General features: G+C 66.4%; 24 protein-coding genes. 12 read left to right on the top strand and 12 right to left on the bottom strand.

Going from position 1 to position 24,130, the window contains the following annotated elements; all coding sequences use genetic code 11:
* The first annotated feature begins 20 nt into the window (after positions 1-20).
* Positions 21-884: an ankyrin repeat domain-containing protein gene (locus ACJ7C5_RS07905; RefSeq protein WP_230080636.1), complete on the top strand. Its 864-nt coding sequence runs from the start codon at positions 21-23 to the stop codon at positions 882-884.
* A gap of 15 nt (positions 885-899) precedes the next feature.
* On the opposite strand, the gene yegS is transcribed toward ACJ7C5_RS07905, so the two are convergent.
* The 4 genes from yegS to ACJ7C5_RS07885 all read right to left on the bottom strand — a co-directional run bounded on the left by yegS (position 900) and on the right by ACJ7C5_RS07885 (position 3,648).
* Positions 900-1,835, bottom strand: a complete 936-nt coding sequence (gene yegS, locus ACJ7C5_RS07900) for a lipid kinase YegS (RefSeq protein WP_094001196.1) — start codon at positions 1,833-1,835, stop codon at positions 900-902.
* A gap of 237 nt (positions 1,836-2,072) precedes the next feature.
* Entirely contained in the window at positions 2,073-2,555 is a 483-nt protein-coding gene (locus ACJ7C5_RS07895; RefSeq protein ID WP_088027620.1) for a GNAT family N-acetyltransferase, read from the bottom strand.
* A 58-nt stretch (positions 2,556-2,613) separates the two neighbouring features.
* Positions 2,614-3,288, bottom strand: a complete 675-nt coding sequence (gene rpe / locus ACJ7C5_RS07890) for a ribulose-phosphate 3-epimerase (RefSeq protein ID WP_014038744.1) — start codon at positions 3,286-3,288, stop codon at positions 2,614-2,616.
* Between the two features lie 30 nt (positions 3,289-3,318).
* Entirely contained in the window at positions 3,319-3,648 is a 330-nt protein-coding gene (locus ACJ7C5_RS07885; RefSeq protein WP_005411327.1) for a J domain-containing protein, read from the bottom strand.
* A gap of 144 nt (positions 3,649-3,792) precedes the next feature.
* On the opposite strand from ACJ7C5_RS07885, the gene ACJ7C5_RS07880 reads away from it, so the two are divergent.
* The 8 genes from ACJ7C5_RS07880 (at position 3,793) to ACJ7C5_RS07845 (ending at position 11,673) form a co-directional block, all read left to right on the top strand.
* On the top strand, positions 3,793-4,719 hold the full coding sequence (locus ACJ7C5_RS07880; protein WP_412703579.1) for a phosphoribosylaminoimidazolesuccinocarboxamide synthase: 927 nt from the start codon (positions 3,793-3,795) through the stop codon (positions 4,717-4,719).
* 212 nt (positions 4,720-4,931) lie between these two features.
* The gene (locus ACJ7C5_RS07875; protein WP_088027623.1) at positions 4,932-5,417 is read left to right on the top strand and encodes an Mpo1 family 2-hydroxy fatty acid dioxygenase; all 486 of its coding nucleotides are present in this window, start codon (positions 4,932-4,934) and stop codon (positions 5,415-5,417) included.
* Positions 5,418-5,750: 333 nt separating this feature from the next.
* Entirely contained in the window at positions 5,751-8,579 is a 2,829-nt protein-coding gene (locus ACJ7C5_RS07870; RefSeq protein WP_412703578.1) for a monovalent cation/H+ antiporter subunit A, read from the top strand.
* A complete protein-coding gene (locus tag ACJ7C5_RS07865) occupies positions 8,579-8,971 on the top strand; it encodes a Na+/H+ antiporter subunit C (protein ID WP_049401674.1) in 393 nt (130 codons plus the stop codon). The genes ACJ7C5_RS07870 and ACJ7C5_RS07865 overlap by 1 nt, the downstream gene beginning before the upstream one ends.
* A complete protein-coding gene (locus ACJ7C5_RS07860; RefSeq protein WP_412703577.1) occupies positions 8,968-10,503 on the top strand; it encodes a monovalent cation/H+ antiporter subunit D in 1,536 nt (511 codons plus the stop codon). Before ACJ7C5_RS07865 ends, ACJ7C5_RS07860 begins: the two co-directional genes overlap by 4 nt.
* Positions 10,500-11,006, top strand: a complete 507-nt coding sequence (locus tag ACJ7C5_RS07855; RefSeq protein ID WP_019338585.1) for a Na+/H+ antiporter subunit E — start codon at positions 10,500-10,502, stop codon at positions 11,004-11,006. The genes ACJ7C5_RS07860 and ACJ7C5_RS07855 overlap by 4 nt, the downstream gene beginning before the upstream one ends.
* Positions 11,003-11,287: a K+/H+ antiporter subunit F gene (locus ACJ7C5_RS07850; RefSeq protein ID WP_005411334.1), complete on the top strand. Its 285-nt coding sequence runs from the start codon at positions 11,003-11,005 to the stop codon at positions 11,285-11,287. The genes ACJ7C5_RS07855 and ACJ7C5_RS07850 overlap by 4 nt, the downstream gene beginning before the upstream one ends.
* On the top strand, positions 11,284-11,673 hold the full coding sequence (locus tag ACJ7C5_RS07845; RefSeq protein WP_049401677.1) for a Na+/H+ antiporter subunit G: 390 nt from the start codon (positions 11,284-11,286) through the stop codon (positions 11,671-11,673). The genes ACJ7C5_RS07850 and ACJ7C5_RS07845 overlap by 4 nt, the downstream gene beginning before the upstream one ends.
* A gap of 135 nt (positions 11,674-11,808) precedes the next feature.
* On the opposite strand, the gene ACJ7C5_RS07840 is transcribed toward ACJ7C5_RS07845, so the two are convergent.
* Both ACJ7C5_RS07840 and ACJ7C5_RS07835 read right to left on the bottom strand, forming a co-directional pair.
* On the bottom strand, positions 11,809-12,774 hold the full coding sequence (locus tag ACJ7C5_RS07840; RefSeq protein ID WP_412703576.1) for a sodium:calcium antiporter: 966 nt from the start codon (positions 12,772-12,774) through the stop codon (positions 11,809-11,811).
* Between the two features lie 73 nt (positions 12,775-12,847).
* The gene (locus ACJ7C5_RS07835; protein ID WP_412703575.1) at positions 12,848-13,480 is read right to left on the bottom strand and encodes a hypothetical protein; all 633 of its coding nucleotides are present in this window, start codon (positions 13,478-13,480) and stop codon (positions 12,848-12,850) included.
* Between the two features lie 125 nt (positions 13,481-13,605).
* On the opposite strand from ACJ7C5_RS07835, the gene ACJ7C5_RS07830 reads away from it, so the two are divergent.
* The gene (locus ACJ7C5_RS07830) at positions 13,606-14,139 is read left to right on the top strand and encodes a hypothetical protein (protein WP_094001203.1); all 534 of its coding nucleotides are present in this window, start codon (positions 13,606-13,608) and stop codon (positions 14,137-14,139) included.
* Between the two features lie 567 nt (positions 14,140-14,706).
* On the opposite strand, the gene hmgA is transcribed toward ACJ7C5_RS07830, so the two are convergent.
* Entirely contained in the window at positions 14,707-16,014 is a 1,308-nt protein-coding gene (hmgA, locus tag ACJ7C5_RS07825) for a homogentisate 1,2-dioxygenase (RefSeq protein ID WP_412703574.1), read from the bottom strand.
* Between the two features lie 104 nt (positions 16,015-16,118).
* Positions 16,119-17,231 carry a 4-hydroxyphenylpyruvate dioxygenase gene (gene hppD, locus ACJ7C5_RS07820; protein ID WP_412703573.1) on the bottom strand — a complete coding sequence of 371 codons (1,113 nt, stop codon included), beginning with the start codon at positions 17,229-17,231 and terminating at the stop codon, positions 16,119-16,121.
* Between the two features lie 129 nt (positions 17,232-17,360).
* Here hppD and ACJ7C5_RS07815 point away from each other — a divergent pair, with 129 nt between their 5' ends.
* Positions 17,361-17,855 carry a MarR family winged helix-turn-helix transcriptional regulator gene (locus ACJ7C5_RS07815; RefSeq protein WP_042359011.1) on the top strand — a complete coding sequence of 165 codons (495 nt, stop codon included), beginning with the start codon at positions 17,361-17,363 and terminating at the stop codon, positions 17,853-17,855.
* A 379-nt stretch (positions 17,856-18,234) separates the two neighbouring features.
* Positions 18,235-19,290: a PDDEXK nuclease domain-containing protein gene (locus ACJ7C5_RS07810; RefSeq protein WP_412703572.1), complete on the top strand. Its 1,056-nt coding sequence runs from the start codon at positions 18,235-18,237 to the stop codon at positions 19,288-19,290.
* Between the two features lie 31 nt (positions 19,291-19,321).
* Here ACJ7C5_RS07810 and ACJ7C5_RS07805 read toward each other — a convergent pair whose 3' ends face one another.
* The 4 genes from ACJ7C5_RS07805 to ACJ7C5_RS07790 all read right to left on the bottom strand — a co-directional run bounded on the left by ACJ7C5_RS07805 (position 19,322) and on the right by ACJ7C5_RS07790 (position 23,895).
* Entirely contained in the window at positions 19,322-20,461 is a 1,140-nt protein-coding gene (locus ACJ7C5_RS07805) for a hypothetical protein (protein ID WP_412703571.1), read from the bottom strand.
* A 258-nt stretch (positions 20,462-20,719) separates the two neighbouring features.
* Positions 20,720-21,319 carry a thioredoxin family protein gene (locus ACJ7C5_RS07800; RefSeq protein WP_412703570.1) on the bottom strand — a complete coding sequence of 200 codons (600 nt, stop codon included), beginning with the start codon at positions 21,317-21,319 and terminating at the stop codon, positions 20,720-20,722.
* A 19-nt stretch (positions 21,320-21,338) separates the two neighbouring features.
* Positions 21,339-22,838 (bottom strand): peptide MFS transporter, encoded by a 1,500-nt coding sequence (locus ACJ7C5_RS07795; RefSeq protein WP_317223674.1) that lies wholly within the window; start codon positions 22,836-22,838, stop codon positions 21,339-21,341.
* A 181-nt stretch (positions 22,839-23,019) separates the two neighbouring features.
* Complete coding sequence (locus tag ACJ7C5_RS07790; protein WP_097048558.1) at positions 23,020-23,895, bottom strand: tryptophan 2,3-dioxygenase; 876 nt, start codon at positions 23,893-23,895, stop codon at positions 23,020-23,022.
* Positions 23,896-24,130: the final 235 nt, after the last annotated feature.

The raw sequence follows: 24,130 nt of genomic DNA, 5'->3' as shown, positions 1-24,130 counted from the left end.
CGTCCATGTCAAGGGATCACATGCACCGTCACCCTCACAGTTCCTTTACGCCATTTTCCTGCCTGGCGCTGATGCTGCTGATGCTGCTGAGCGCCTGCGCGCGCACGTCTTCACATGGCGCGGAGCGCTATTTCGAGGGCAAGGCACTTGAACTGGCCATCGCCGCCGAACAGGGTGATGCGGCGACGATCACGCGCCTGATCAAGACCGAAGGCGTGAACCCCGACAAGGAGTTCTCGAAGCAGGATGGCATTCCGCTCATCGCGTGGCCGTTGCGCGCACAGAACCTGGAAGGCCTGCGCGCGATGCTCGACAACGGCGCCGACCCGAATGCACGGCGTATTGAAACGCTGGACGGCGAAACGTTCCGCCACAACAACGCCATGGTCTATGCCGCGAAGATGGACGATCCGCGCTACCTGGCCCTGCTGCTGGATCATGGCGGCGACCCGGACACGCGCACCTCCAATACCGAAACGCTGCTGTTCCAGGCTTTCATTTCCGGCAACCTGTGGAAGAACATCCAGCTGCTGGTGGAGCGAGGCGCGCACGTCAACGAATCCAACATCGGCCAGGCCGATACCGTTCTCAGCTGGTACACCGGCCGTGGCGGCTTCGAGCAGGCCTACTGGCTGCTTGAGCATGGTGCGGACCCCACGATTGCATCGCCGTCATCGGCGCAACCGGGCGCGCCCGATCGGATGGCCATGGTCGAAGCCATCTACTGGGAAATCACCACACCGGACCTGCTGCCCTGGCAGAAGAAGTGCCAGCAGTGGCTGATCGATCACGGCATTGCCCGGCCGCCGCTGCCGCAGTACATCCGCGAGAAGCGCGAAGCATTCGGGTTCCCGGCGAAGGAGCAGGACATACCGCCGCTGTAGGAGTTCCGGTCCGGCTCAGCGCGGCTCGGACAACAGTGCACAGCCCACGGGCAGGTGCATCCGCACCCTGCCCGGTACGCACGCGATGCGGAACTGGCGCGCCTGTACTGGTTCGCCGTCCAGGTTGAGCGTCAACGGGCGCTCGGATTCCACCTGCAGCCATGGCAGCCGCGCGCGCGTCGCCAGCTGTTCCAGCGCGGCCTGGGTGCCGGACTTCAGCATCTGGCCAAGCGTGGCGGTGACTTCACCTTCCAGCTCCGGAAGCACCGTCACGTCCAGCTGCCCATCATCGATCAGCGCCTGCGGGCACAATTGCTGGCCACCACCGGCCTGGCGGCCATTGCCGATGCCGAGCGCGATGAAGTCGCCTTCCCACGCGAAATCCGGGCCCGACAGGCGCGCGTGGATCGGCTCGATCCGCCCCAGCTTGGCGATGCCGGTGATCACGTAGGCCAGCCCGCCCAGCATCTTCTTCAAGCCGGCATCGGTCTCCACCGTCACCTGTGTGCCGAAGCCCCCGCTGGCAAGATTGGCGCACCACCATTGGGTGCCATCGGCGTCCACGCGCAGCAGATCGATGGCATGCGGCGTGGCCTGTCCGATCAGCGCAAAGGCCGCCTTCGGCTCGGTCGGAATGCCGGCCGCAGTCGCAAAGTCGTTGGCGGTCCCCATCGGGATGAGCGCCAGCGAGGGCAACGCATCTGCCAGCTCCTCACGATGCGCCAGTGTCTCGGCCACCGCGCTGAGCGTGCCGTCGCCACCGGCGGCCACGATCACGTCCACACCATGATCGATCGCCTCGGCCACGTAGCGTTCGGCGTCACCGTCTTCCCAGGTCACCCGCACTTCCAGCTGCACGCCCTGCCCGCGCCAGTGGCCGACGGCGTCGCGCAGCTCGTCATTGCCTGCGGATTTTCCGTTGAGGATCAGGCGCCAGCGCGGGGTGGTCATGCGGTGCTTCCAGGACGGGGGCGCACAGGCTAGCAATGCGCTGTTTGTCCGCAGTGAATGTCACGCAGGTGTCATTCAGCAACCGGAGAATGGAAGGCCATAGCAGGGACGACGGATGGAGGCAGGATCAGCCTCCCACGCATGCAGCGAGGCCACGCCAGTGATTGGCGTGGTCTTTTTTTTTGTTCTTTTCCCAGCTGGTTGGTAGATCCACGCCATGCGTGGATGCACTTCGCCTCAGCCGTTGGCGAAATCGTGCAATGCCTGGCCCTGCAACCGGTACACGGTCCACTCGTCCTGCGGCTTGGCGCCAGCGGCGGTGTAGAACTCGATGGCCGGGGTGTTCCAGTCCAGCACCGACCATTCGAAACGGCCGCAGCCTTCGGCCACGGCCTGGCGTGCAATGTACTTCAGCAGCGCCTTGCCGGCACCGGCGCCGCGCTTTTCCTGGCTGACATACAGGTCTTCCAGGTAGATGCCCTTGCGGCCCAACCACGTGGAGTAGTTGTAGAAATACACCGCATAGCCGATCGCTTCGCCGTCGACTTCGCAGATCAGCGCGCGGGCCGTGGCATCGGCGCCGAACAGGCTCTCGGCGATGCCGATCTCATCGGTCTGCACCGAGTGCTCGGCCTTCTCGTAGATGGCCAGCTCACGGATGAAATGCAGGATCAGGCCAGCGTCGGCCACGGTGGCCGAGCGGATGTTCAACAGTGCCATGGGCGGAAAAGGGGACGGAGGAGATCAAGCGAGCTTAATCCCCTCCGTCCCCTTTTTGTCAGCGCGCCGCAGCGACGTTGGCGCGCATCTGCGCGATCACGTCCTGGTAGCTGGTCTTGGCGTTGAAGATGGCCGAACCGGCGACGAAGGTATCGGCACCGGCAGCGGCGATCTCACCGATGTTGTCGGCCTTCACGCCGCCATCGATCTCCAGGCGGATGTCCTTGCCGCTGGCATCGATCATCTTGCGCACCACCTTCAGCTTGTCCAGCGCCGAGGGGATGAAGGCCTGGCCGCCGAAGCCCGGGTTGACCGACATCAGCAGCACCAGGTCCAGGTCATCCAGCACCCAGTCGAGGATGTCCACCGGGGTGGCCGGGTTCAGCACGATGCCCGGCTTGCAGCCCAGCGAGCGGATCAGCTGGATGGTGCGGTGCACGTGGCGGCTGGCCTCCGGGTGGAAGCTGATGTAGGTGGCACCGGCCTCGGCGAAGTCCGGGATGATGCGGTCCACCGGCTCGACCATCAGGTGCACGTCGATCGGCGCGGTCACGCCGTGCTTGCGCAGGGCCTGGCAGACCATCGGGCCGATGGTCAGGTTCGGCACGTAGTGGTTGTCCATCACGTCGAAGTGGACCCAGTCCGCGCCGGCGGCGAGGACGTTGTCGACTTCCTCGCCGAGGCGGGCGAAGTTGGCGGACAGGATGGAGGGGGCGATGAGGCAGTTGGACATGGCCGGGCCTTGCAACGGTAGGAAAGAGGGTCAGCGCTTGCGCAGGGTCTTGATGCGGTCGTAGGCGGCATTGATCCGCCGCGACTTCTGCTCGGCCTGCTGCTGCAGCTCTGGGGCCGCGCCGCCGAGCTTGTCGGGGTGGTACTGGGAAATCAGCTTGCGGTAGGCGCGCTCGACCTCGGCATCGGTGGCCTCGGAGGTCAGCCCCAGCTCCCGGTACGGGTTCTCCTTGTTCAGGCGGAACCAGTCCGAGTCGAAGGCGTGGCCGATCAACAGGCCGACCACCGCGCCAAACAGCGGATTGGGCCGGAACAGCAGGGCGCCGGCGATGAATCCGAGCAGTTTTCCGTACCAGCGCATGGCGCTCCGGGGTCGGCCGACGAAATGGACGCTCATTTTACGTCACAGCGGGCCCGGACCGCTTTACACTAGGCCGCCCGCTGGTCAGCGGGCCCGCCGGGTCCGTTGGGCAGCAGCCGTATCGACAACGCCCCAGGAGTGCCCGTGCCAACCACGCTGTTGCAATCCGATCTCCCCGGCCTGCCCTTGCGCCATCGCGGCAAGGTGCGTGATGTGTTCGATATCCCGCGCGAGCGGCTGCCAGCCGGAACCCCGCCGGGCGAGTACCTGCTGATGGTGGCCACCGATCGCCTGTCGGCGTTCGACGTGGTCCTGCCCGACCCGATCCCGGGCAAGGGCGAGATGCTCTGCCAGGTTTCCAACTTCTGGTTCGCCAAGACCGCGCACCTGATGCCCAACCACCTGACCGGCATCGACGTGGCCAGCGTGCTGCCCGAAGGCGTGGACCCGGCCCTGTACGCCAAGCGTGCGGTGGTCACCCGCAAGCTGAAGCCGGTGCCGGTGGAAGCGATCGCCCGCGGCTACCTGATCGGCAGCGGCTGGAAGGACTACCAGCGCACCGGCAAGGTCAGCGGCATCGACCTGCCCGATGGCCTGCGCCAGGCCGAGCAGCTGCCCGAGCCGATCTTCACCCCCTCGACCAAGGCCGCCGTGGGCGACCATGACGAGAACATCGATTTCGATGCGATGGTGAAGCAGGTCGGTGCGGACCTGGCCGAGCGCGTGCGCGACGCCACCCTGCGCATCTACAAGTTCGCCGCCGATTACGCCCGCGAGCGCGGCATCATCCTGGCCGATACCAAGTTCGAGTTCGGTACCGACGCCGATGGCCGCCTGTACATCATGGACGAGATGCTGACGCCGGATTCCTCGCGTTACTGGCCGGCCGACGAGTACGAAGTGGGCACCAGCCCGCCGAGCTACGACAAGCAGTTCGTGCGCGATTACCTGGAGACGCTGGACTGGGGCAAGACTGCCCCGGGCCCGACCATCCCGGCCGAGATCATCGAGCGCACCCGCGCCAAGTACGCCGAGGCGCTGCAGCGCCTGGCCGGGATCAGCGTCGACTGATCCCCTGTGCCCCCGGCCGGTCGCCGGGGGCGTTCTGAATGCGGTAGTGCCGGCCGCTGGCCGGCAACTCCGCAAGCCTGCAGCCAGGCATGGCCTGGCTCTACTGCAGGTTGCCTGGGAGGTAGTGCCGGCCGCTGGCCGGCAACTCCGCAAGCCTGCTGCCAGGCATGGCCTGGCTCTACTGACGGCTCCGGCGGGAGTATGCTGGCCGCATGCAGACATCCACCGAGCTTGCGCGGCCGATCGACCGCTATTTCGCCAGCTACTCCGACGACCACCGCAATGTGATCAACCAGCGCATCCACGTGGTGGCGGTGCCGGCGATCCTGTGGTCGGTGGTGGCCCTGCTGTGGTGCCTGCCGCCGCTGATCACCTGGTTCCAGTACGGCATCTGGTCGGCGTTCGCGATGTTCAGTGCCTGGTGCTTCTACAACAAGCTGTCGCGCCCGCTGGGCATCGGCATGCTCATCCAGTTCTTCGTGTTCGGCTGCCTGTGCCGCCTGCTGGAGGCCGAGATCGGCCTGCATAACCTGCTCTGGCTGGCGGTGGGCGTGTTCGTGGTGGCCTGGATCGCGCAGTTCATCGGCCACAAGTTCGAGGGCCGCAAGCCCAGCTTCCTGACCGACCTGACCTATCTGCTGATCGGCCCGGCCTGGGTGATGGCCAAGTTCTACCGCAAGCTCGACTGGCGCTACTGACCTGCCCATGGTCGACGGCGCCCCTCGTTTCCTGAACGGGCGGATTCCGTCACCCACACTCCACGGTGGCCCTGCCAGCCTGCGCCGGTGACTCGCTCCCCACTTCCCGCCCGTCGACGGCAGCCCCTGTGCGACAGGGCCTGCGGTCTCCCTGCGTGGGCGTAGGGTGTCCTCCCAGAGCAAGCGGGGAGGAGATGCAGGAACGTGATGTTGCGCCGCAGAAAAAATGAATCAGCGGACGTTACATGCAATTGATCGCTGTTCGATGGGTTTCGGCGACATTTCGCAGCCTGTTATTCTCCCTGACCTGCTCGTGAATCATGGATTCCCTGCATGCTCCCCAGCCTGCCCCTGCTGCTGGCCCTGCCGTTCCTGATGGCAGCGGCTGTTGCGGCCTTCCCCCGTAGTTCGCGCTCGACTGCTGCCTGGCTGGCGGCGCTGGCGCCGTTGGGCGGGCTGGCCATCCTCGGCTGGCTGACCCCGTCGGTGCTCGACGGCCAGGTGGTGCGGACGATGGTCCCCTGGCTGCCGCAGATCGGCCTGGACTTCACCCTGCGCCTGGACGGGCTGGCCTGGATGTTCGCCGGGCTGGTGCTGGGCATCGGTGCGCTGGTGGTGCTGTATGCGCGCTACTACCTGAGCCAGCAGGACAACGCCCACCGCTTCTACTGCTACCTGCTGCTGTTCATGGGCGCCATGCTGGGCATGGTGTTGTCGGGCAACCTGCTGTTGCTGATGATCTTCTGGGAAATGACCAGCATCAGCTCGTTCCTGCTGATCGGCTTCTGGTCGCACCGCCAGGACGCCCGCGAAGGCGCGCGGATGGCGCTGGTGATCACCGGCGGCGGCGGCCTGGCCCTGCTCGGTGGCGTGCTGCTGATCGGCCGCATCGTCGGCAGCTTCGACCTGGACGTGGTGCTGGCCGCCGGCGAGCAGATCCGCGCCAGCACGCTGTACCCCTACGCCCTGTTCCTGGTGCTGGCCGGCATCTTCACCAAGAGCGCACAGTTCCCGTTCCACTTCTGGCTGCCGCACGCGATGGCGGCGCCGACCCCGGTCTCGGCCTACCTGCACTCGGCCACCATGGTGAAGGCCGGCGTGTTCCTGCTGGCGCGGCTGCACCCGGCGCTGGCCGGCAGTGACCTGTTCTTCTATACGGTCAGCGGCATCGGCGCGCTGACCCTGCTGATCGGCGCCTGGAATGCGATCTTCCAGCACGACCTGAAGGGCCTGCTGGCCTATTCAACGATCTCGCACCTGGGCCTGATCACCCTGCTGTTCGGCCTGTCCACGCCGATGGCAGTGGTGGCCGGCGTGTTCCACATCCTCAACCACGCCACTTTCAAGGCCTCGCTGTTCATGGCCGCCGGCATCATCGACCACGAGACCGGCACCCGTGACATGCGCAAGCTGGGCGGGCTGCGCAGGCTGATGCCGTTCACCAGCGCGCTGGCGATCATCGCCTCGCTGGCAATGGCCGGCATTCCCCTGCTCAACGGCTTCCTGTCCAAGGAAATGCTGTTCGCCGAGGCGATTACCGCGGGCGGGCCGGGCATCATGCGCACGGCCGTATCGGTCGCGGCGCTGCTGGCCGGTGTGTTCGGCGTGGCCTACAGCCTGCGCTTCGTGCACGACACCTTCTTCGGCCCCGGACCGCACGACCTCGACCGCGTGCCGCATGAGCCGCCGCGCTGGATGAAGGTGCCGGTGGAGTTGCTGGTGGTGATCTGCATCGCGGTGGGCGTGGCCCCGGCGCTGACCGTGGCGCCGTTGCTGCATGCCGCCGCCGCGTCGATCCTCGGCCCGGCCATGCCCGAGTACAGCCTGGCGGTATGGCACGGCTTCAACCTGCCGCTGGCGATGAGCGCGATCGGCGTGGTCGGTGGCGTGGCGCTGTACTTCGGCCTGCGCAAGCTGATCAACCTGCATGACGTGACCAACGTCAGCACCGGTCGCAACGTGTTCCATGCACAGCTGGATGCGGTTTCCGCGCTGGCCATGCGCCTGACCAACGGCATCGCCAATGGCAGCCTGCAGCGCATGCTGCTCGGCCTGGTGCTGGTGGCGATCGCGGTCGCCGCAGCGCCGTTCGTGGCCAACCCGGCCTCGCCGAACTGGACCGCGCCGCAGCCGATTCCGCTGCTGGGCTGGGCACTGTGGCTGGTGATGATGTCCTGCGCGGTGGCCACCCTGCGCGTCTACAAGCAGCGCCTGCTGGCGGTGCTGCTGGTCGGTGGCGTCGGCCTGATGGTGGCGCTGACCTTCGTGTTCCTGTCCGCGCCGGACCTGGCCCTGACCCAGCTGCTGGTGGAGATGGTGACCCTGGTGCTGATGCTGCTGGGCATGAACTACCTGCCCGCGCAGTCCGGGCCGGAGCGGCCGCGCTGGCGCAAGCGCCGCGATGCGGTGATCGCGATCATCGCCGGCACCGGCCTGGGCGCGCTGGCCTATTCCGCCATGACCCTGCCGCCGAACACCATGGCCGGCGAGCTGCTCGCCCGTGCCCTGCCCGAGGCCTATGGCCAGAACGTGGTCAACGTGATCCTGGTCGACTTCCGCGGCTTCGATACCTTCGGCGAGATCACCGTGTTCGGCATCGCCGCGCTGGTGGTGCACGCGCTGCTGCGGCGTACGCGGATGGCGCCGGAGCAGATCATGCCCGGGCCGCCGATCAAGCTGCCGGTGCCGGCCGACCTGGCGCAGATCATGTTCCCGCTGACCCTGACCGTATCGATCTTCCTGTTCCTGCGCGGCCACAACGCGCCGGGCGGTGGCTTCATTGCCGGCCTGGTGCTGGCGGTGCCGCTGCTGATCCAGTACGTGATCCAGGGCACCGCGTCGGTGGAGTCGCGCTTCGGCTTCGACTACATCCGCTGCATCGGCATGGGCCTGTTGATCGCCCTGCTCAGCGGCAGCGCGTCGATGCTGTTCGGCGTGCCGTTCCTGACCAGCGGCCACCTCGACCTGCACCTGCCGCTGATCGGCGACGTACCGCTGGCGAGTGCGATCGGCTTCGACATCGGCGTCTATCTGGTGGTGTTCGGTGGCGCCATGCTGATGCTGTCGATGATGGGCACGATCAAGCCGTCGCGTACCCGCACTGCCCGCAAGGGTGAGATCGACCTGCAACGCCGTTCGGCACGCACCGGGGAGATGCACTGATGGAATTGGCCCTGGCTACCGCGATCGGCGTACTGACCGCGATCGGCATCTACCTGCTGCTGCGTGCGCGCAGCTTCGATGTGATCCTCGGCATGACCTTCCTGTCCTACGCCACCAACCTGCTGATCTTCGCCGGTGGCCGCGTGGTGCTGGGCAAGGCACCGGTGCTGCAGGAAGGCGTGGACAGTCACCTGGGCAACTACACCGATCCGCTGCCACAGGCGCTGGTGCTGACCGCGATCGTGATCGCCTTCGCGATGACCGCGGTCAGCATCGTGCTGGCCATGCGCAGCCGCAGCGACAACCACAGCGACCACGTGGACGCCCACGAGCCGGATGACGACCTGCAGGATGAGCGCATGCCGCCGCGCCAGGGCGAGGACCGCGCATGAACCACCTGGTGATCCTGCCCATCCTGATTCCGCTGCTGGGTGCTGCACTGTCGCTGTTCGTCGAACACCGCCGCTATGGCCCCAAGGTGCAGCGCGCGGTGGCCTGGACCGCGCTGTCGGCGCTGGCGCTGGCGGTGGGCCTGCTGTTTGCCACCACCGCCACTGGTGAGATCAACGTCTACCTGCTCGGCGACTGGCCGTCGCGCCTGGGCATCGCGCTGGTGGCCGACCGGCTGTCGGCGTGGATGCTGCTGACCACCCTGCTGCTGGCCATTCCCTGCCTGCTGCATGCCTGCTCGGGCTGGGACCGGCGCGCACCGCACTTCCATGCACTGTTCCAGTTCCAGCTGGTCGGCCTGAATGGCGCGTTCCTGACCGGCGACATCTTCAACCTGTTCGTGTTCTTCGAGGTGATGCTGATCGCCTCCTACGGCCTGCTGCTCAGTGGCGGCCGCGGCCTGCGCATGCGCATCGGCCTGCACTACGTGGTGTTCAACGTCACCGCCTCGACCCTGTTCCTGATCGCACTGGGCCTGCTGTACGCCTCGCTGGGCTCGCTGAACATGGCCGAGCTGTCACAGCGCATTGCCGAGGTGCCGCCGGCGCAGCTGACCCTGGTAAAGGCCACGATGGGCCTGTTGCTGCTGGTGTTCTGCGCCAAGGCTGCACTGATGCCGCTGTACCTGTGGCTGCCTGAAGCCTATTCGCGCGCACCGGCCGCCGTGGCCGCCCTGTTCGCGATCATGACCAAGGTCGGCCTGTACTCGGTGCTGCGCATCCAGATGCTGTGGTTCGGCGACGATGCCGGTGCGATGGCCGGCTATGGCCGCGACTGGCTGCTGTGGGCCGGCGTGGCAACGCTGGTGCTGGGCGGCCTCGGTGCGCTGGCCGCGACCCGCCTGCGCGTGCTGATCTCGTATCTGGTGATCGTCTCGGCAGCCACGCTGTTCATCGCCTTCTCGGTAGGCACGCCGCAGGTGCTGTCCGCCGGCCTGTACTACCTGCCACACAGCAGCTTCGTCGCCGCCGCACTGTTCCTGATCGCCGACCTGATCCGCCGCCGCCGTGGTGGCGCCAGCGACCGCAAGGAAGTGGTGGCACCGATGCCGGGCAAGGAAACGCCGGCGGTGCTGTTCCTGATCGCCGCGGTGTCGGTGGCTGGCCTGCCGCCGCTTTCCGGCTTCCTGGCCAAGGCCGCGCTGCTGGCCGGCATGCCGGCGCAGTACACCGGCCCGGTGTGGACTGCCGTTCTTGTCAGCAGCCTGCTGGTGATCATGGGCCTGACCCGCGGCGGCATCCGCCTGTTCTGGCGCGTGCCGCCTGTCGAGGCCGATGCACCGAAGCCCCGCAAGGCACGCCTGCGCCGGGTCGAGCTGTACGCAGCCTGCATCCTGCTGGCCTACGGCATCGGCATGACCCTGGCCGCTGCACCGCTGATGCGCTACACCGACGCCACCGCTGCACAGCTGCTGCAACCCAGCGAGTACGTGCAGCAGTTGCGCGCGACCACGCCGGAGATCCGCCAGCCATGACCGCCCAGCGCTCCCTGTTCCGTCGCGTCATTCCCTCGCCGATGCTCAGCATCATGGTGGTGGCGTTCTGGCTGCTGATGTCCGACAGCTTCACCCTCGGCCAGATCGTGCTGGGGCTGGTACTGGGCGTGGTGGTGCCGCTGTTCGCCGCGCGCCTGGACCGCGAGTTCGCCCGCATCGGCACCCTGCGCCCGTTGCCGAAACTGCTGTGCGTGACCCTGTGGGACATCCTGATGTCCAACATCCGCGTCGCCATCCAGGTGCTCGGCCCGGAGAAGAACATCCACCCCGGTTTCATCTGGTTGCCGCTGGACATCGCCAACATCCACGGCATCGCCGCGCTGACCAGCATGATCACACTGACCCCGGGCACGGTCTCGGCCGCGCTCAGTGACGACCGCAAGTTCCTGCTGGTGCACGTGCTGCACCTGGAGGACCCACAGGACCTGATCGATACGATCAAGCGCCGTTACGAGGCGCCGTTGATGGAGATCTTCCCATGACCGGTTTTGAAGTCATCCAGACCACCCTGGTGGTGTGCATGCACGTGGTCGGCCTGGCCATGCTGCTGGCCACCTGGCGCCTGCTGCGCGGGCCGACCGTGCCCGACCGAATTCTTGCGCTGGACACGCTGTCGGTGACCGCGATCGCCGAGCTGATGCTGTTCGGCATGTATCTCAACTCGCCGATCTACTTCGAGGCGGCGCTGATCATCGCCATGCTCGGCTTCGGCAGCACCGTGGTGCTGAGCAAGTTCGTGCTGCGCCGGGACATCGTCGAATGATCACCGCGATCCAGATCGGCCTGTCGATCCTGCTGCTGTTCGGCTGCTTCTTCATCCTGGTCGGCGCGCTGGGCCTGGTGAAGCTGTCCACGTTCTTCAAGCGGCTGCACGCACCGACCAAGGCCAGCACGCTGGGCGTGGGCTGCGTGCTGGTGTGCTCGGTGTGCTACCACATCTTCCTGGGCCAGGACCCGCAGCCGCGCGAGCTGCTGATCACCGTGTTCCTGTTCATCACCGCACCGATCAGCGCACACATGATGGCCAAGGCCGCGCTGTCGCTGCTGATGGAAACCCGCCCCAGCCTGCCCGGCAACGAGCCAGCTGCTGAAGAGCAGCTGCCGCCGCCGGAACCGGTGCGGGAAGAAGAGACCACGCAGAACCGGTAGATCCGGTAGCGGCCGACCTTGGTCGGCGCTTTGTTTCCCCGAGTGCCAACCAAGGTTGGCACCCACCGGGTGATCGGTGGTGGGTGCCGACCGTTGGTCGGCACGAAATCAACCGCATCCACGCATGGCGTGGATCTACAACGCCGGTGCGCCCACCAGCAGCAGCTCCAGCACGAACCAGCCGACGAACGCGACCAGCAGGATCACGCCTTCGCTGCGGCTGATCTTCAGGTCGCCACGCAGCATCGGGTACAGCACCAGCGCGAAGGCCAGCAGCGCGGGCAGTTCCAGACGCACGAACGAGGCAGGCAGCGCCAGCGGCTGCAGTACCGCCATCGCGCCGATCACCAGCAGCAGGTTGACCACGCTGGAACCCAGTACGTGGCCCAGCACCATGTCGCCATGTCCACGGCGTGCGGCAGCAATCGCGGTTGCCACCTCCGGCAGCGCGGTGCCGATCGCCACCGGCAGCAGGCCGACCAGCAGCGGCGTCCAACCCAGGGCTGCGCCGAAGTCCGCCGCGGCGCCCACCACCAGGCGTGCGCCCCAGTACAGGGTCAGCGCCGCGATCAGCACCCGCAGCACGTTCAACGGCAGGCTGGTGCGGCTCAGCGCGGATTCGGCGATGGCCGCCTGCACCACGGCGCTCTCGCTGCGACCACGGCGCAGCAGCAGCACCTGCACCACGATGAAGCCGGCCAGCAGTACGCCGCCCTCCCAGCGGGCCAGGCCGCCATCAAGACCGAACAGGATCAGCAGCACGCCGGCCGCCAGCAGCGACCACCACAGCACCGTCTGCAGGCGCGCGCGCAACAGCAGGGGCGCGGCAATCGCCGCCACCGCCAGGGTCAAGCCCAGGTTGACGATGCTGCTGCCGACGGCATTGCCCAGTGCCAGCTCCGGTTGACCGACCGCCAGCGCGCGCGCGTTGACCGCCAGTTCCGGCAGCGAAGTGGTCACCCCGAGCAGCAGCAGGCCCGCAGTGAACGGGCTGGCCCCGAAGCGCTGGGCCAGGCCGGACACGGCCTTGACGATGGAGTCCCCGCCCAGCGCCAGCAACAGCAGGCCGAGCAGGAACCAGGCAATGGCAATGGCGATCATCGAGCACTCCCCCAGCGGTCGTGGCGCGATTCTACGCTTGGCCCGCGCGCGTGGCTGGGCCGTGGATCAAGGATCAGCCACAGCCTTCCACATAATCGACCTGCGGGGTCTGTCCGACCCGCCAGGCACCCACCCGGCCATCGGCACCGAGTGCGAAGTCGATCACCGCCCCGCCCTCCTGCGCCGGGCGAACACGCAGGTGCTGGGCCTTCTCGTCGTACTTGTCAGGGCCGACGTCACCGCGCTCGGGATACAGCACCTGCAGCTCACCCAGGGTCATGCCGACCTTGCCGCCGCCCGGCGCGGTGATGGCAGCGCTGCGCACGTCGTAGCGCACCAGCTTGCGGCCTTCGATCATCAAGCGTGGGTCTTCGGCATCCTGCGGGCGCAGGAAGTAGCAGCCGTCATTGCTGTCGTCGGCCGGCAGCGGCTTGCCGCTGGCGTCGGTGCCCAGCCCCTGCAGGGGCTCCCCGAAACCGCTGCGGACTTCGGCGATGCCGGCGCCCAGCTTTGCGCCGGCGAAGCCATCCAGCTGCGCCGGGCTGTCGGTGCGGGGATCGGCCGGCGACCGGGTCGCCAGATCGGCATCAGCTGCGGCAGCAGCCGGCGTAGCGCCCTTGGCCGGGGCATCAGCAGGTGTCTCAGCCGTGCGGTTGCAGGCAGTGAGCGACAACAACAGCAGACCAGCAATCGGGAGGTGCTTCATCGGTGCGGTTCCCTGGCACGAAGGTGGCTGCACGCTAGCGCAAGGTGCGTGCAGGCGCTGCATTGTCATCGCCGTTTCATCGCCTTCGTTCAGGCTCGGCGTGCACCGACTTGGCTGTCCCTTCCATGCAACCGCGCAAGACCGATCTCGCCCGAACCGCGCTGCAGGCCCACCGCGCGCCGCTGGACATGCGCCAGCGCCGGCTGCTGATCCTGTGCGACGGCCAGCGCAGCATCGCCGAACTGACCGGCCTGCTCGGCCCGGAGGCGCCGGCGATGGTCATCCAGCTGGTGCAGGCGGGGTATCTGAGCACTGGCGTCCCAGCACCGTCGCCCGCAGCCGCGGTAGCGCCGGTGCCCACACCGCCGGCAGGCGCACCTGCAGCACTTGCTGCACCCGCGGTCGAACGCCGCCGCTCGCTGGTGGCCGCGCGTATCTATGTGCTGGGCATCCTGGAGATGCAGCGCCACCCGCAGGCGGCAGCACTGTTCCGCGACCTGCAGCAGGCGCGTGCGGAAGACGAGGTGCTGCAGCGGCTGCAATCGGCGATGCAGATGCTGCCCGGGCTGACCTCGGACGGCTATTGCCAGCGCGTGCGGCAACGCCTGCTGGAGGCGCTGCCGCTGGAGCATTGCGACGCGTTCGCCGAAGTGGCGTAAGCGCAGGTTCCGGCGGGAATCATCCACGCATGGCGTGGATCTACGGCTTCACATCCCGACCGCCCTTCGGTAGATCCACGCCACGCGTGGATGCAGCCAGGATCCGTGCCGACCAAGGTCGGCACCTACCAAGAGCGGCAACCGGTAGATCCACGCCATGCGTGGATGCAGCCAGGATCCGTGCCGACCAAGAGCGGAAGACGGTAGATCCACGCCATGCGTGGATGCGGTCAGGATCCGTGCCGACCAAGGTTGGCACCTACCAAGAGCGGCAGACGGTAGATCCACGCCACGCGTGGATGCAGCCAGGATCCGTGCCGAGCAAGGTCGGCACCTACCAAGAGCGGCAACCGGTAGATCCACGCCACGCGTGGATGCAGCCAGGATCCGCGCCGACCAAGGTCGGCACCTACCAAGAGCGGCAACCGGTAGATCCACGCCATGCGTGGATGCGGTCAGGATCCGTGCCGACCAAGGTTGGCACCTACCAAGAGCGGCAGACGGTAGATCCACGCCATGCGTGGATGCGGTCAGGATCCGTGCCGACCAAGGTCGGCACCTACCACGCTAGCGGGACGACCGGTAGTTGTTGCGCAGGCCGTTCCAGCACTGCTGGTAATCGCCCTGGCGATGGCCGGCTGCCAAGGCCTGCGCGGTCGGGCGGATCACCGCGCGGGTCTCGAACATGAAGGCCATCGTGTCCTTGATCACATCGGCCTTGGACAGGTCCGCATTGGAGGCCTTGTCGAAGGTCGGCGCGTCCGGGCCGTGACCGCTCATGCAGTTGTGCAGCGACGCGCCGCCCGGCACGAAGCCTTCGGCCTTGGCGTCGTAGGCGCCATGCACCAGACCCATGAACTCGCTGGCGATGTTGCGGTGGAACCACGGCGGGCGGAACGTGTTCTGCGCCACCAGCCAACGCGGCGGGAAGATCGCGAAGTCCACGTTGCTGGTGCCGGGCGTGTCGCTGGGCGAATGCAGCACCAGGAAGATCGACGGGTCCGGATGGTCGTAGCTGATCGAACCGATGGTGTTGAAGCGGCGCAGGTCGTAGCGGTACGGCGCGTAATTGCCGTGCCAGGCCACCACGTCCAGCGGCGAATGGTCGATCGGCGCACGCCACAGGCGGCCCTCGAACTTGGCGATCAGTTCGAAATCACCGTCGACATCCTCGAACGCCGCATGCGGGGTCTCGAAGTCGCGCGGGTTGGCCAGGCCGTTGGAACCGATCGGGCCGAGATCGGGCAGCTTCAACAGCGCACCGTAGTTTTCGCAGATGTAGCCGCGGCTCGGGCCATCGGGCAGTTCGACGCGGAAGCGCACGCCACGCGGGATCACCGCGATCTGCTGCGGCTCGATCTCGATCACGCCCAGCTCGGTCAGCAGGCGCAGCGCGCCCAGCTGCGGCACGATCAGCAGTTCACCGTCGGCGTCGTAGAAGTAGCGGCCGACCATGTCGCGGTTGGCAGCGTAAAGGTGGATGCCCACGCCGGCGTGCGCGTCGGGCGAGCCGTTGCCGCCCATCGTGTACAGGCCTTCGACAAAGTCGGTAGGCAGCTCCGGCAGCGGCAGCGGGCTCCAGCGCAGCTGGTTCGGCGAGGCCGGCTGTGCGCCGAAATCACACTGCAGCTGCGACTGCGCGAACGGGGTGAACTCGCCATGGGTCACCGCCGGGCGGATCCGGTACAGCCAGCTGCGGCGATTGCTGCCACGCGGCGCGGTGAAGGCGGTGCCGGTCAATTGTTCGGCGTATAGGCCGTGGGCCACCTTCTGCGGTGAGTTCTGCCCGACCGGCAGCGCGCCGGCAACGGCCTCGGTGGCGAATTCGTTGCCGAAGCCGGACTGGTAGCCGCGGGCGGTGATGGCGGTGGACATGGGGGCTCCTGGGTACGGCGAGACCGGAACGGAAAGCAGCCGAGCATGGCTCGGCTCTACAGATGAGCAAGCGCCGGGACCTGGCCCGGCGCTACCGTTGAACGTTACAGCACGCCGCGGCGGATCTGGTCGCGCTCGATGCTCTCGAACAGCGCGGTGAAGTTGCCTTCGCCGAAGCCTTCGTTGCCCTTGCGCTGGATGATCTCGAAGAAGATCGGGCCGATGCAGTTCTGGGTGAAGATCTGCAGCAGCTTGCGCTGGTGGGTTTCCGGATCGGCGTCGATCAGGATCTTGTTCTTGGCCAGGCGCGCCACGTCTTCACCGTGGTTCGGCACGCGCTGGTCGATCACGTCGAAGTAGGTCTCCGGCGTGTCGAGGAAGTCCACGCCCTGCGCGCGCATCGCTTCGACGGTCTCGTAGATGTTCTCGGTGAAGCAGGCGATGTGCTGGATGCCCTCGCCCTTGTACGCGTCCAGGTACTCGTTGATCTGGCTCTTCGGGTCGGACGATTCGTTCAGCGGGATGCGCACGATGCCGTCCGGTGCGGTCATCGCCTTGGACACCAGGCCGGTCTTCAGGCCCTTGATGTCGAAGTAGCGGATCTCGCGGAAGTTGAACAGACGCTCGTAGTAGTCCGACCACTGCTGCATGTTGCCGAAGTACAGGTTGTGGGTCAGGTGGTCGATGAAGGTCAGGCCGAAGCCCACCGGGTGCAGGTCGGCACCGGTGATCGGCTCGTAATCGCCATCGAAGATGCTGCCGGCGCTGCCATAGCGATCGACCAGGTACAGCATGCAGTCGCCGATGCCCTTGATGACCGGCGCGCTGACCGCCTTGCTGTCCGGCTTGAAGGCGATGGCTTCGGCGCCGTTGCCCAACGCGGTCTGGTAGACCTCCTGGCCCGGCTTCTTGAAGCGGATGGCGAAGCCGCAGGCGCACGGGCCGTGCTTTTCGGCGAAGTCCGAGGCGAACGAATCCGGGTCTTCATTGACCAGGAAGTTGACGTCGCCCTGGCGATAGACGGTAATCGGACGCTGCTTGTGCTTGAGCACCGCGCTGAAGCCCATCTTCCGGAAGTACTCGTGCAGCTCCTGGCCACGGCCGGCCGGGGCCGCGAATTCGACGAACTCGAAGCCGTCGATGCCCATCGGGTTCTCGAAGGTGGTGACCTGCATGCCGGGGTTGGGATGCGAGGCGGTCGGGACTGCGGTATTCATGGCGTGGCTCCGAATCGGTACCGCATCGGTACAAACCAGGTGCGGGCTAGGGTGGACCCGGCGAGAATGCAGGGTCTGGACCTACCCCTTATAGTTACACTTGAAACCACCAGCAAGGTGCACCGCAACATGAGCCCCGCCGATCCCGTTTCGACCCGCCTGCGTGCCTCGCACGTCCTGCTCGACCTGGAACAGTTCCTGCCGTACCGGCTGAGCGTGCTGTCCAACCGGGTCAGCGGCAACATCGCCAAGCTATACGGCGATCGTTACGGTCTGGCGATCCCCGAGTGGCGGGTGATCACCATCCTGGCGCTGTACCCGGGCTCCTCGGCCAGCGAGGTCTCCGACCGCACGGCGATGGACAAGGTGGCGGTCAGCCGCGCCGTGGCCCGCCTGCTGGAACGCGGTTTCATCAAGCGCGAGACCCACGGCGACGACCGCCGCCGCTCGGTGCTGGCGCTGTCGGCAGCCGGTTTCGAGGTGTACGAGACCATCGCGCCGATGGTGATCGAGATCACCCGCAAGCTGATGTCGGTGCTGAGCGACGAGGAAGAGCAGGTACTGGAAAAGCTGATCCTGCGCCTGGCCGGCGAAGGCCTGGAGCGGATGGGCGAAGGGGTCTGAAAGAAAAAGGGGACGGAGGGGATTAAGTCGTTTTGAGCCCCAGGTCGCGGATGTCGACCCTGGTCGGTAGCGGAACAGTGGCTGGGCGATTGTCGTCCGCCCCCTTTGTTCTGACGCGACCCGCTCTTTGGCGGGCCGTGGGCGGGACGCAAGCGAGGCCATCGAACGCATTCACTTCCCGCAGATCCCGTCCTCAGGTGTCGCCCTCGCCCGCCGACATTTCCGCATTGGCCCGATTCCGCCCGTTTCCGCGAGGCTGGTGTATCGAAACGGGCTGATCCAGTGAGTTCTCCTATTGGACTGTCCGTGTGAGCGGCCTGACGGTAAGCGTTCAACGGGTATCAGCCCGGCCATGGATCCACATCGGACGGACTCCCTCATGGATGACACGCCCTCAACGCTGCCGCATGGCCAGGAATTGCTGGCCGATCTCAGGGAGCTGATCTGCACGGCGCGCAACAGGATGCACAGGACCATCAACGCCGAGCTGACCCTGCTGTACTGGCGAATAGGCCGCCGCATCCATGTGGATCAGATGGCTGGGCAACGGGCCCGCTACGGAGAGCTTCTCTTCACCCGGATTGCAAAGGCACTGTCTGCCGAGTTCGGCACGTCCTTCGGTGAGAAGAGCCTGCGCCGGATGGTGCAGTTCTCCATCGCATTTGCGGACGAGCGGATTGTCGTATCGCTGATACGACAATTGAGCTGGACCCACTTCATCGCGCTGATCCCGCTTGCGGATCCGCTCAGGCGCGATTTCTATGCACAGATGGCCGGCACCGAGGGCTGGAGCGTGCGCACGCTACGCCAGCGCATCGATTCGATGCTGTATGAGCGCACCGCGCTTTCCAGTCAGCCCGAGCAGACCATCGCCGATGAGTTGGCGGCACTCCGCGGCAACCAACCACTGTCTCCGGAACTGGTACTGCGTGATCCGTATGTGTTGGATTTTCTTGGCCTGAAGGACAGCTGGGACGAGCAGGACCTGGAAGGCGCGATCCTTCGCGAGATGCAGGGCTTCCTGCTCGAACTTGGCACGGGCTTCAGTTTCGTCGCTCGCCAGAAGCGCATCCAGATCGACGGTGATGACTTCCACCTGGACCTGCTGTTCTACAACCGGCGCCTGCGCAGGCTGATCGCCATCGAGCTGAAGATCGGCGAGTTCAAGCCCGCCTATAAAGGACAGATGGAACTCTATCTGCGATGGCTGGACCGCTACGAACGTGAGGACGGCGAGCAGGCGCCGTTGGGCATCATCCTCTGCACAGGGAAGAAGGCGGGCCAGATCGAATTGCTGGAGCTGGACCGCTCAGGCATCCATGTTGCGGAATACCTGACCACCCTGCCCTCTCGTGAGGTCCTCAAGCAGAGATTGCAGACCGCCATGGAGCGGGCCCGGCAACAACAGCAGACCGCGGCACCCAGCCCCCTGTAGATTCACGTCCTGCGTGGATGGCGCCCAGGCCTCAGCTCAGATGCTTGCGGCGCGCATGGATCCACGGCACGGCCAGCGCGGCGATGGCACCGCCGGCGAAGCCGAGCGAGGCGGCAACCGTGGCCGCTTCGACAGCACCCGGCAACGCCAGTGCGGCAGCTACGAGCAGCAGCGACGGCAGGCCGACGAAGGTGCCCAGGAAGAAGTGCCAACGCGGCGACCAGGTGTTGAGCTGCAGCAGGCTGACCGGCTGCCAGGCTTCGGATGCGGCATCTTCGGCGATCTTCGCCACGGCCTTGCCCAGATCTACTTCCGGCACCGCGCGCCCCTGCCGTGCGGTCGCCAGCAGCTCGGCCACGGCCTCCACCGGCGGGAAACTGGACGGCCACGCGACGGGAGCCGGCACGCCGTAGGCGGTCAGCACCGGCACGCTCAGCCACGGAGCCACCAGCGGGCGCATGCGGCGGCGACCATGCACGCACCAGATCTGCGGCTGGCCGTGCGCAGTGACGCTGTACAGCGCCAGTTCGTTGGCCGGCGGATAGCCGAGCATGGTCACTCGCGCCGCCAGACTGTCCTGGCCCATCGCGCGCAGGAAACCAGGGCGGCTGCGCCCTTCCTGCATCCACGCCAGCCCCAGTGCACCCACCAGATAGGCCTCGGCCACGTCCTTGCTGCCGGCGGTGGCGCGTTCGTCGCTGGCCAGGTACCAGGCCAGCGATTTCGGTTCGGCCACATCGTCCAGGCCCCAGCGGCTGTCGTCACCGAGCACGTGGCGCACTGGCAGCCGCGCCGGTGCGGTCTCACCGCGCTCGCCTGGCTGCAGGAACGGCAGCACGCCCTGGATGAAGGTGGACAGTTCGATCGCGCGCACGCCATGGCCCTGCCATTCCGGCGGCAGCAACCCGGCCAGCTGGCCGTCGGCGGCCAGTGCATCGAGCCGCGATTTCTGCTCGACCAGTTTCTGCACCGCACCCTTCAACACCACGTTGTCGGGCAGCGCGATCTGCGGCAGGCGGTGGCGCGGCGGCGCCAGTTCAACGGTGTCCTCGCCGGTACCGGCATCATCCAGCAGCGCCTCCTGCGGCGGCAGGGTCACGCCCTCGCCTGCCCCAGCCTCGGCCAGGTCGCTGGCAGGTTCGGGCAGTCGTTCGGCGTGGTCGCTGTGCATGGGCGTTCCGGAAGGTTGCATCGACGGGATGTCGACTGAGGTCCTTGCCGGTAACGGCGAGCGCGTTGCGATATTGAGATGCCGATTCCGGGAATGTGACCGCAACCACAGTAGATCCACGCCATGCGTGGATGCGACCCGACATCAGTACCGACCAACGGTCGGCACCCACCGAGGTTGCCGGCCAGCGGTCGGCACCCACCAGAGCATGCTGACCAGCAGGCGGCACCCATCGAAGTTGCCGGCCAGCGGCCGGCACTACCGGTCAGGCGCCCACTGCTTGAGGAACGCGGTCACGCGCGTGGGCTGGAAGGCTTCGCCCTTGCGCAGCTCTCCGGTGGCCTGCGATACCAGCAGTCCGCCGTCGGCATCGAGCACCAGCAGGTACGGGTAGTCGCGCTCCATCATCGGGAACTGGGCGAAGAAGGCGGTGTTGGGTTGTTCGTCGCTGGCGTTGACCTTCACCCACACGTAGTGGGCGTCGCGGAAGCGGCGCAGGTCGCCGTTGCCTTCCACCACTTCGTCCAGCGCCCGGCAGCGATCGCAGGCGGCGTTGCCGACCTCGAGCAGGATGCGCTTCTTGCCGCGCTGGGCTTCCACCTTGGCGGTGGCCAGATCGTCGGCGGGGTCGCGGGCCGGGTCGAACTGCGCGCCGAGCCCGGCGATGGCGGCGATATCCGCCGCCACCGGGGTGTTGCCCGAGGCCACCGGTTCGCTGGGGTCAGCGACCGGTGGCTCGGTGGGTCGGGTATCCAAGGGCTGCGTAGGCTCGGCGGCGGCAGGCGGTTGCGGTTGGGAACAGGCGCCGATCAGCGCCGCACAGACCACCACTACCGCAGTACCGAGCTTGCTACGCATGCCTTCTACCCTCTCATCATTACTTGACGCCGTGCATCAGCTTGTTGATCAGCGGGGCAACCAGGAACAGCACCACGCCGGAGCCGATCAGGGCCCAGAACCCGAAGGTATACCCCTTCAGGGCCGACTCGACCGTCATGCCACCTTCACCACTGACCACGCCAGCGAAGATGCCCGACAGGTTGTTGCCGATGCCGGTGGACAGGAACCAGCCACCCATGCCGAAGCCGACCAGACGCACCGGGGCCAGCTTGGTGACCATCGACAGGCCGATCGGCGACAGGCACAGCTCACCCACCGACTGGATGACGTAGACCATGAACAGGGTCCAGAACGGGATCTTGCCGTCCACGACCATCTGCGACAGGGCGAACATCAGCAGGGCGAAGGCGGCGCCGTTGAACAGCAGGCCCAGGCCGAACTTGCGCGGAATGGACGGATTGGCGCGGCCCAGGGCCACCCAGATCCAGGCGATGATCGGGGCCAGGGTGATGATCGCCACCGAGTTGACCGACTGGAACCACGCGGTCGGGAACGTCCAGTCACCCATCTGACGGTTGACGATGTTCTCGGCCAGGAAGGTGAACGAGCTGCCGGCCTGTTCGAAGAACATCCAGAACATCACGTTGAAGGCGAAGATGATCAGCATCGCGATCACGCGGTCGCGCTGCACCTTGCCCTCGCGGATGCCCTCGACCAGCAGCAGGATGGCCAGCGCGGTGAACATCGCACCCAGGATCCAGGCCAGCGCGGTGGCGCCGGTGGCCAGCAGGAAGTACGCAACGGGGATGGCGACCACGGCACCGACCAGCACCATGATGATGCGGCCGAAACCTTCAGCGCCGGCCGGCGGTGCACCGATGCCCTTCAGGCCGGCGCGACCGATGTAGAACCACACCAGCGAGATCAGCATGCCCACGCCCGAAGCGATGAACACGACCTTGTAGGACGGCATCGCGTCGGTACCGAAGACCTTGCGGGCCAGGTACTCGGTCAGCACCGGGGCGATCATCGCGCCGATGTTGATGCCCATGTAGAAGATGGTGAAGCCCGAGTCGCGGCGCTCGTCCTTCAGGCCGTACAGCTTGCCGACCATGGTCGAGATGTTCGGCTTGAACAGGCCGTTGCCGACGATGATCGTGGCCAGGCCGAGCTTGAAGATGTGCTCCTGCGGCAGCGAGATCATGAACAGGCCGGCGGCCATGATGATCGCGCCGGTCAGGATCGATCGCTGATAGCCCAGCACCCGGTCGGCCACGTAGCCACCGAAGATCGCCGCGGCGTACACCAGGGCCAGATAGGCGCCGTAGATACGGCTGGCGTCGCCTTCACCGGCAGCGCTGCCGTTGTAGAACTGGGCAACGATGTACAGCACCAAGGCCCAGCGGATGCCATAGAACGCAAAGCGCTCCCAGAACTCGGTCATGAACAGCATCCACAACGGGCGCGGGTGGCCCATCGTGGTCTTGAAGTCCGGCAGCGCCGGCTCTGGGGTGTTCGCAGTGGCGTTTAGGCTCATGCGGATTTCCTGGTTCGGTGGATGACGAGCACGTCCGGTGTGCAGTTGGAGCAACGCGCGAGGATCACCGACTTCTGGCGTTCACGTCAAATACACGCCGTTTGAGGCAGGTGGCAGCCTGCTCCCTGAACTTGCATCTGAAACGATCCAGCCACCGGCCGGGATCCAAGCTGAATGCGGATCAGCCCTGTTCTACCGGGGGCGCGGCCTGCAGGCTGGTGCGCACCTGGAACAGTTCGGGGAAGAAGGTCAGTTCCAGCGCCTTGGCCAGGAAGCCCACGCCGGACGAGCCGCCGGTGCCGCGCTTGAAGCCGATCACCCGCATCACGGTGCGCATGTGTCGGAATCGCCACAGCTGGAAGGCGGTCTCCAGGTCCACCAGGTCCTCGCACAGCGAATACTCGCGCCAGTAGCGGTCGGTGTCCTGGTAGATGCGCTCGAAGACCGGCTGCAGTGCGTCGTCGGCCACATGTGGCTGGGTCCAGTCGTGGGATTCGTACACCGCCGGCACGGCATGGCCGAAGCGGGCCAGGTACTTCAGGAACTCCTCGTACAGGCTGGGCGCCTCCAGCACGGTGCGCAGCTGCGCCTGCCCGGCCGCATCGTGCTCGAACACCTGCAGCATCTGCGCGTTCTTGTTGCCCAGCAGGAACTCGATGTAGCGGTACTGCAGCGACTGGAAGCCGGACGACGGGCCCAGCACGTCACGGAAGCCCATGTACTCGGACGGGGTCAGCGTTTCCAGCACCGACCACTGCTCGGTGAGCTGGCGCAGCACCTGCTTGCTGCGCGCCAGCACCTTGCGGCATTGCCAGACTTCATCGCGCTGCAGGAAGCCGATCGCGGCACGCAGTTCGTGGCCCAGCAGCTTCAGCCACAGCTCCGAGGTCTGGTGCTGGATGATGAAGAGCATCTCGTCGTGGTGCGGCGGGTTGGACAGCGGCTGCTGCGCGCTGAGCAGCTGGTCCAGCCGCAGGTAGCCGCCATAGGTCAGGCGTCCCTGCAGGTCGGTGTGGATGCCGGCTTCGAGATCGCGTTGGTTGTTGTCGACGGACATGGGCGGGACCAGATCGGGGGCGGCAAGGGTAGCGCGTTGCCGCCGCGCTGGCAGCCGCCGGGTCCATACCGGGGCGTGCGGTTGGCCGTGGAGCATCGGCCGGTGCCGGGCCTGCGCGTGGAACCGTCCAGGCCGTTGTACTGGCGGTCAGCCAGAGGCGTATTCTGATGCTTTGCAGCAACGACTGAATACGTTGTTGTTATTGGCCCCCCACCCGCCGGCAGGGGTAAAACGG

It is taken from the genome of Nocardiopsis yanglingensis, assembly GCF_045809185.1.
GTDB lineage: Bacteria > Pseudomonadota > Gammaproteobacteria > Xanthomonadales > Xanthomonadaceae > Stenotrophomonas > Stenotrophomonas yanglingensis.
This window is presented reverse-complemented; position numbering and strand designations above follow the sequence as displayed.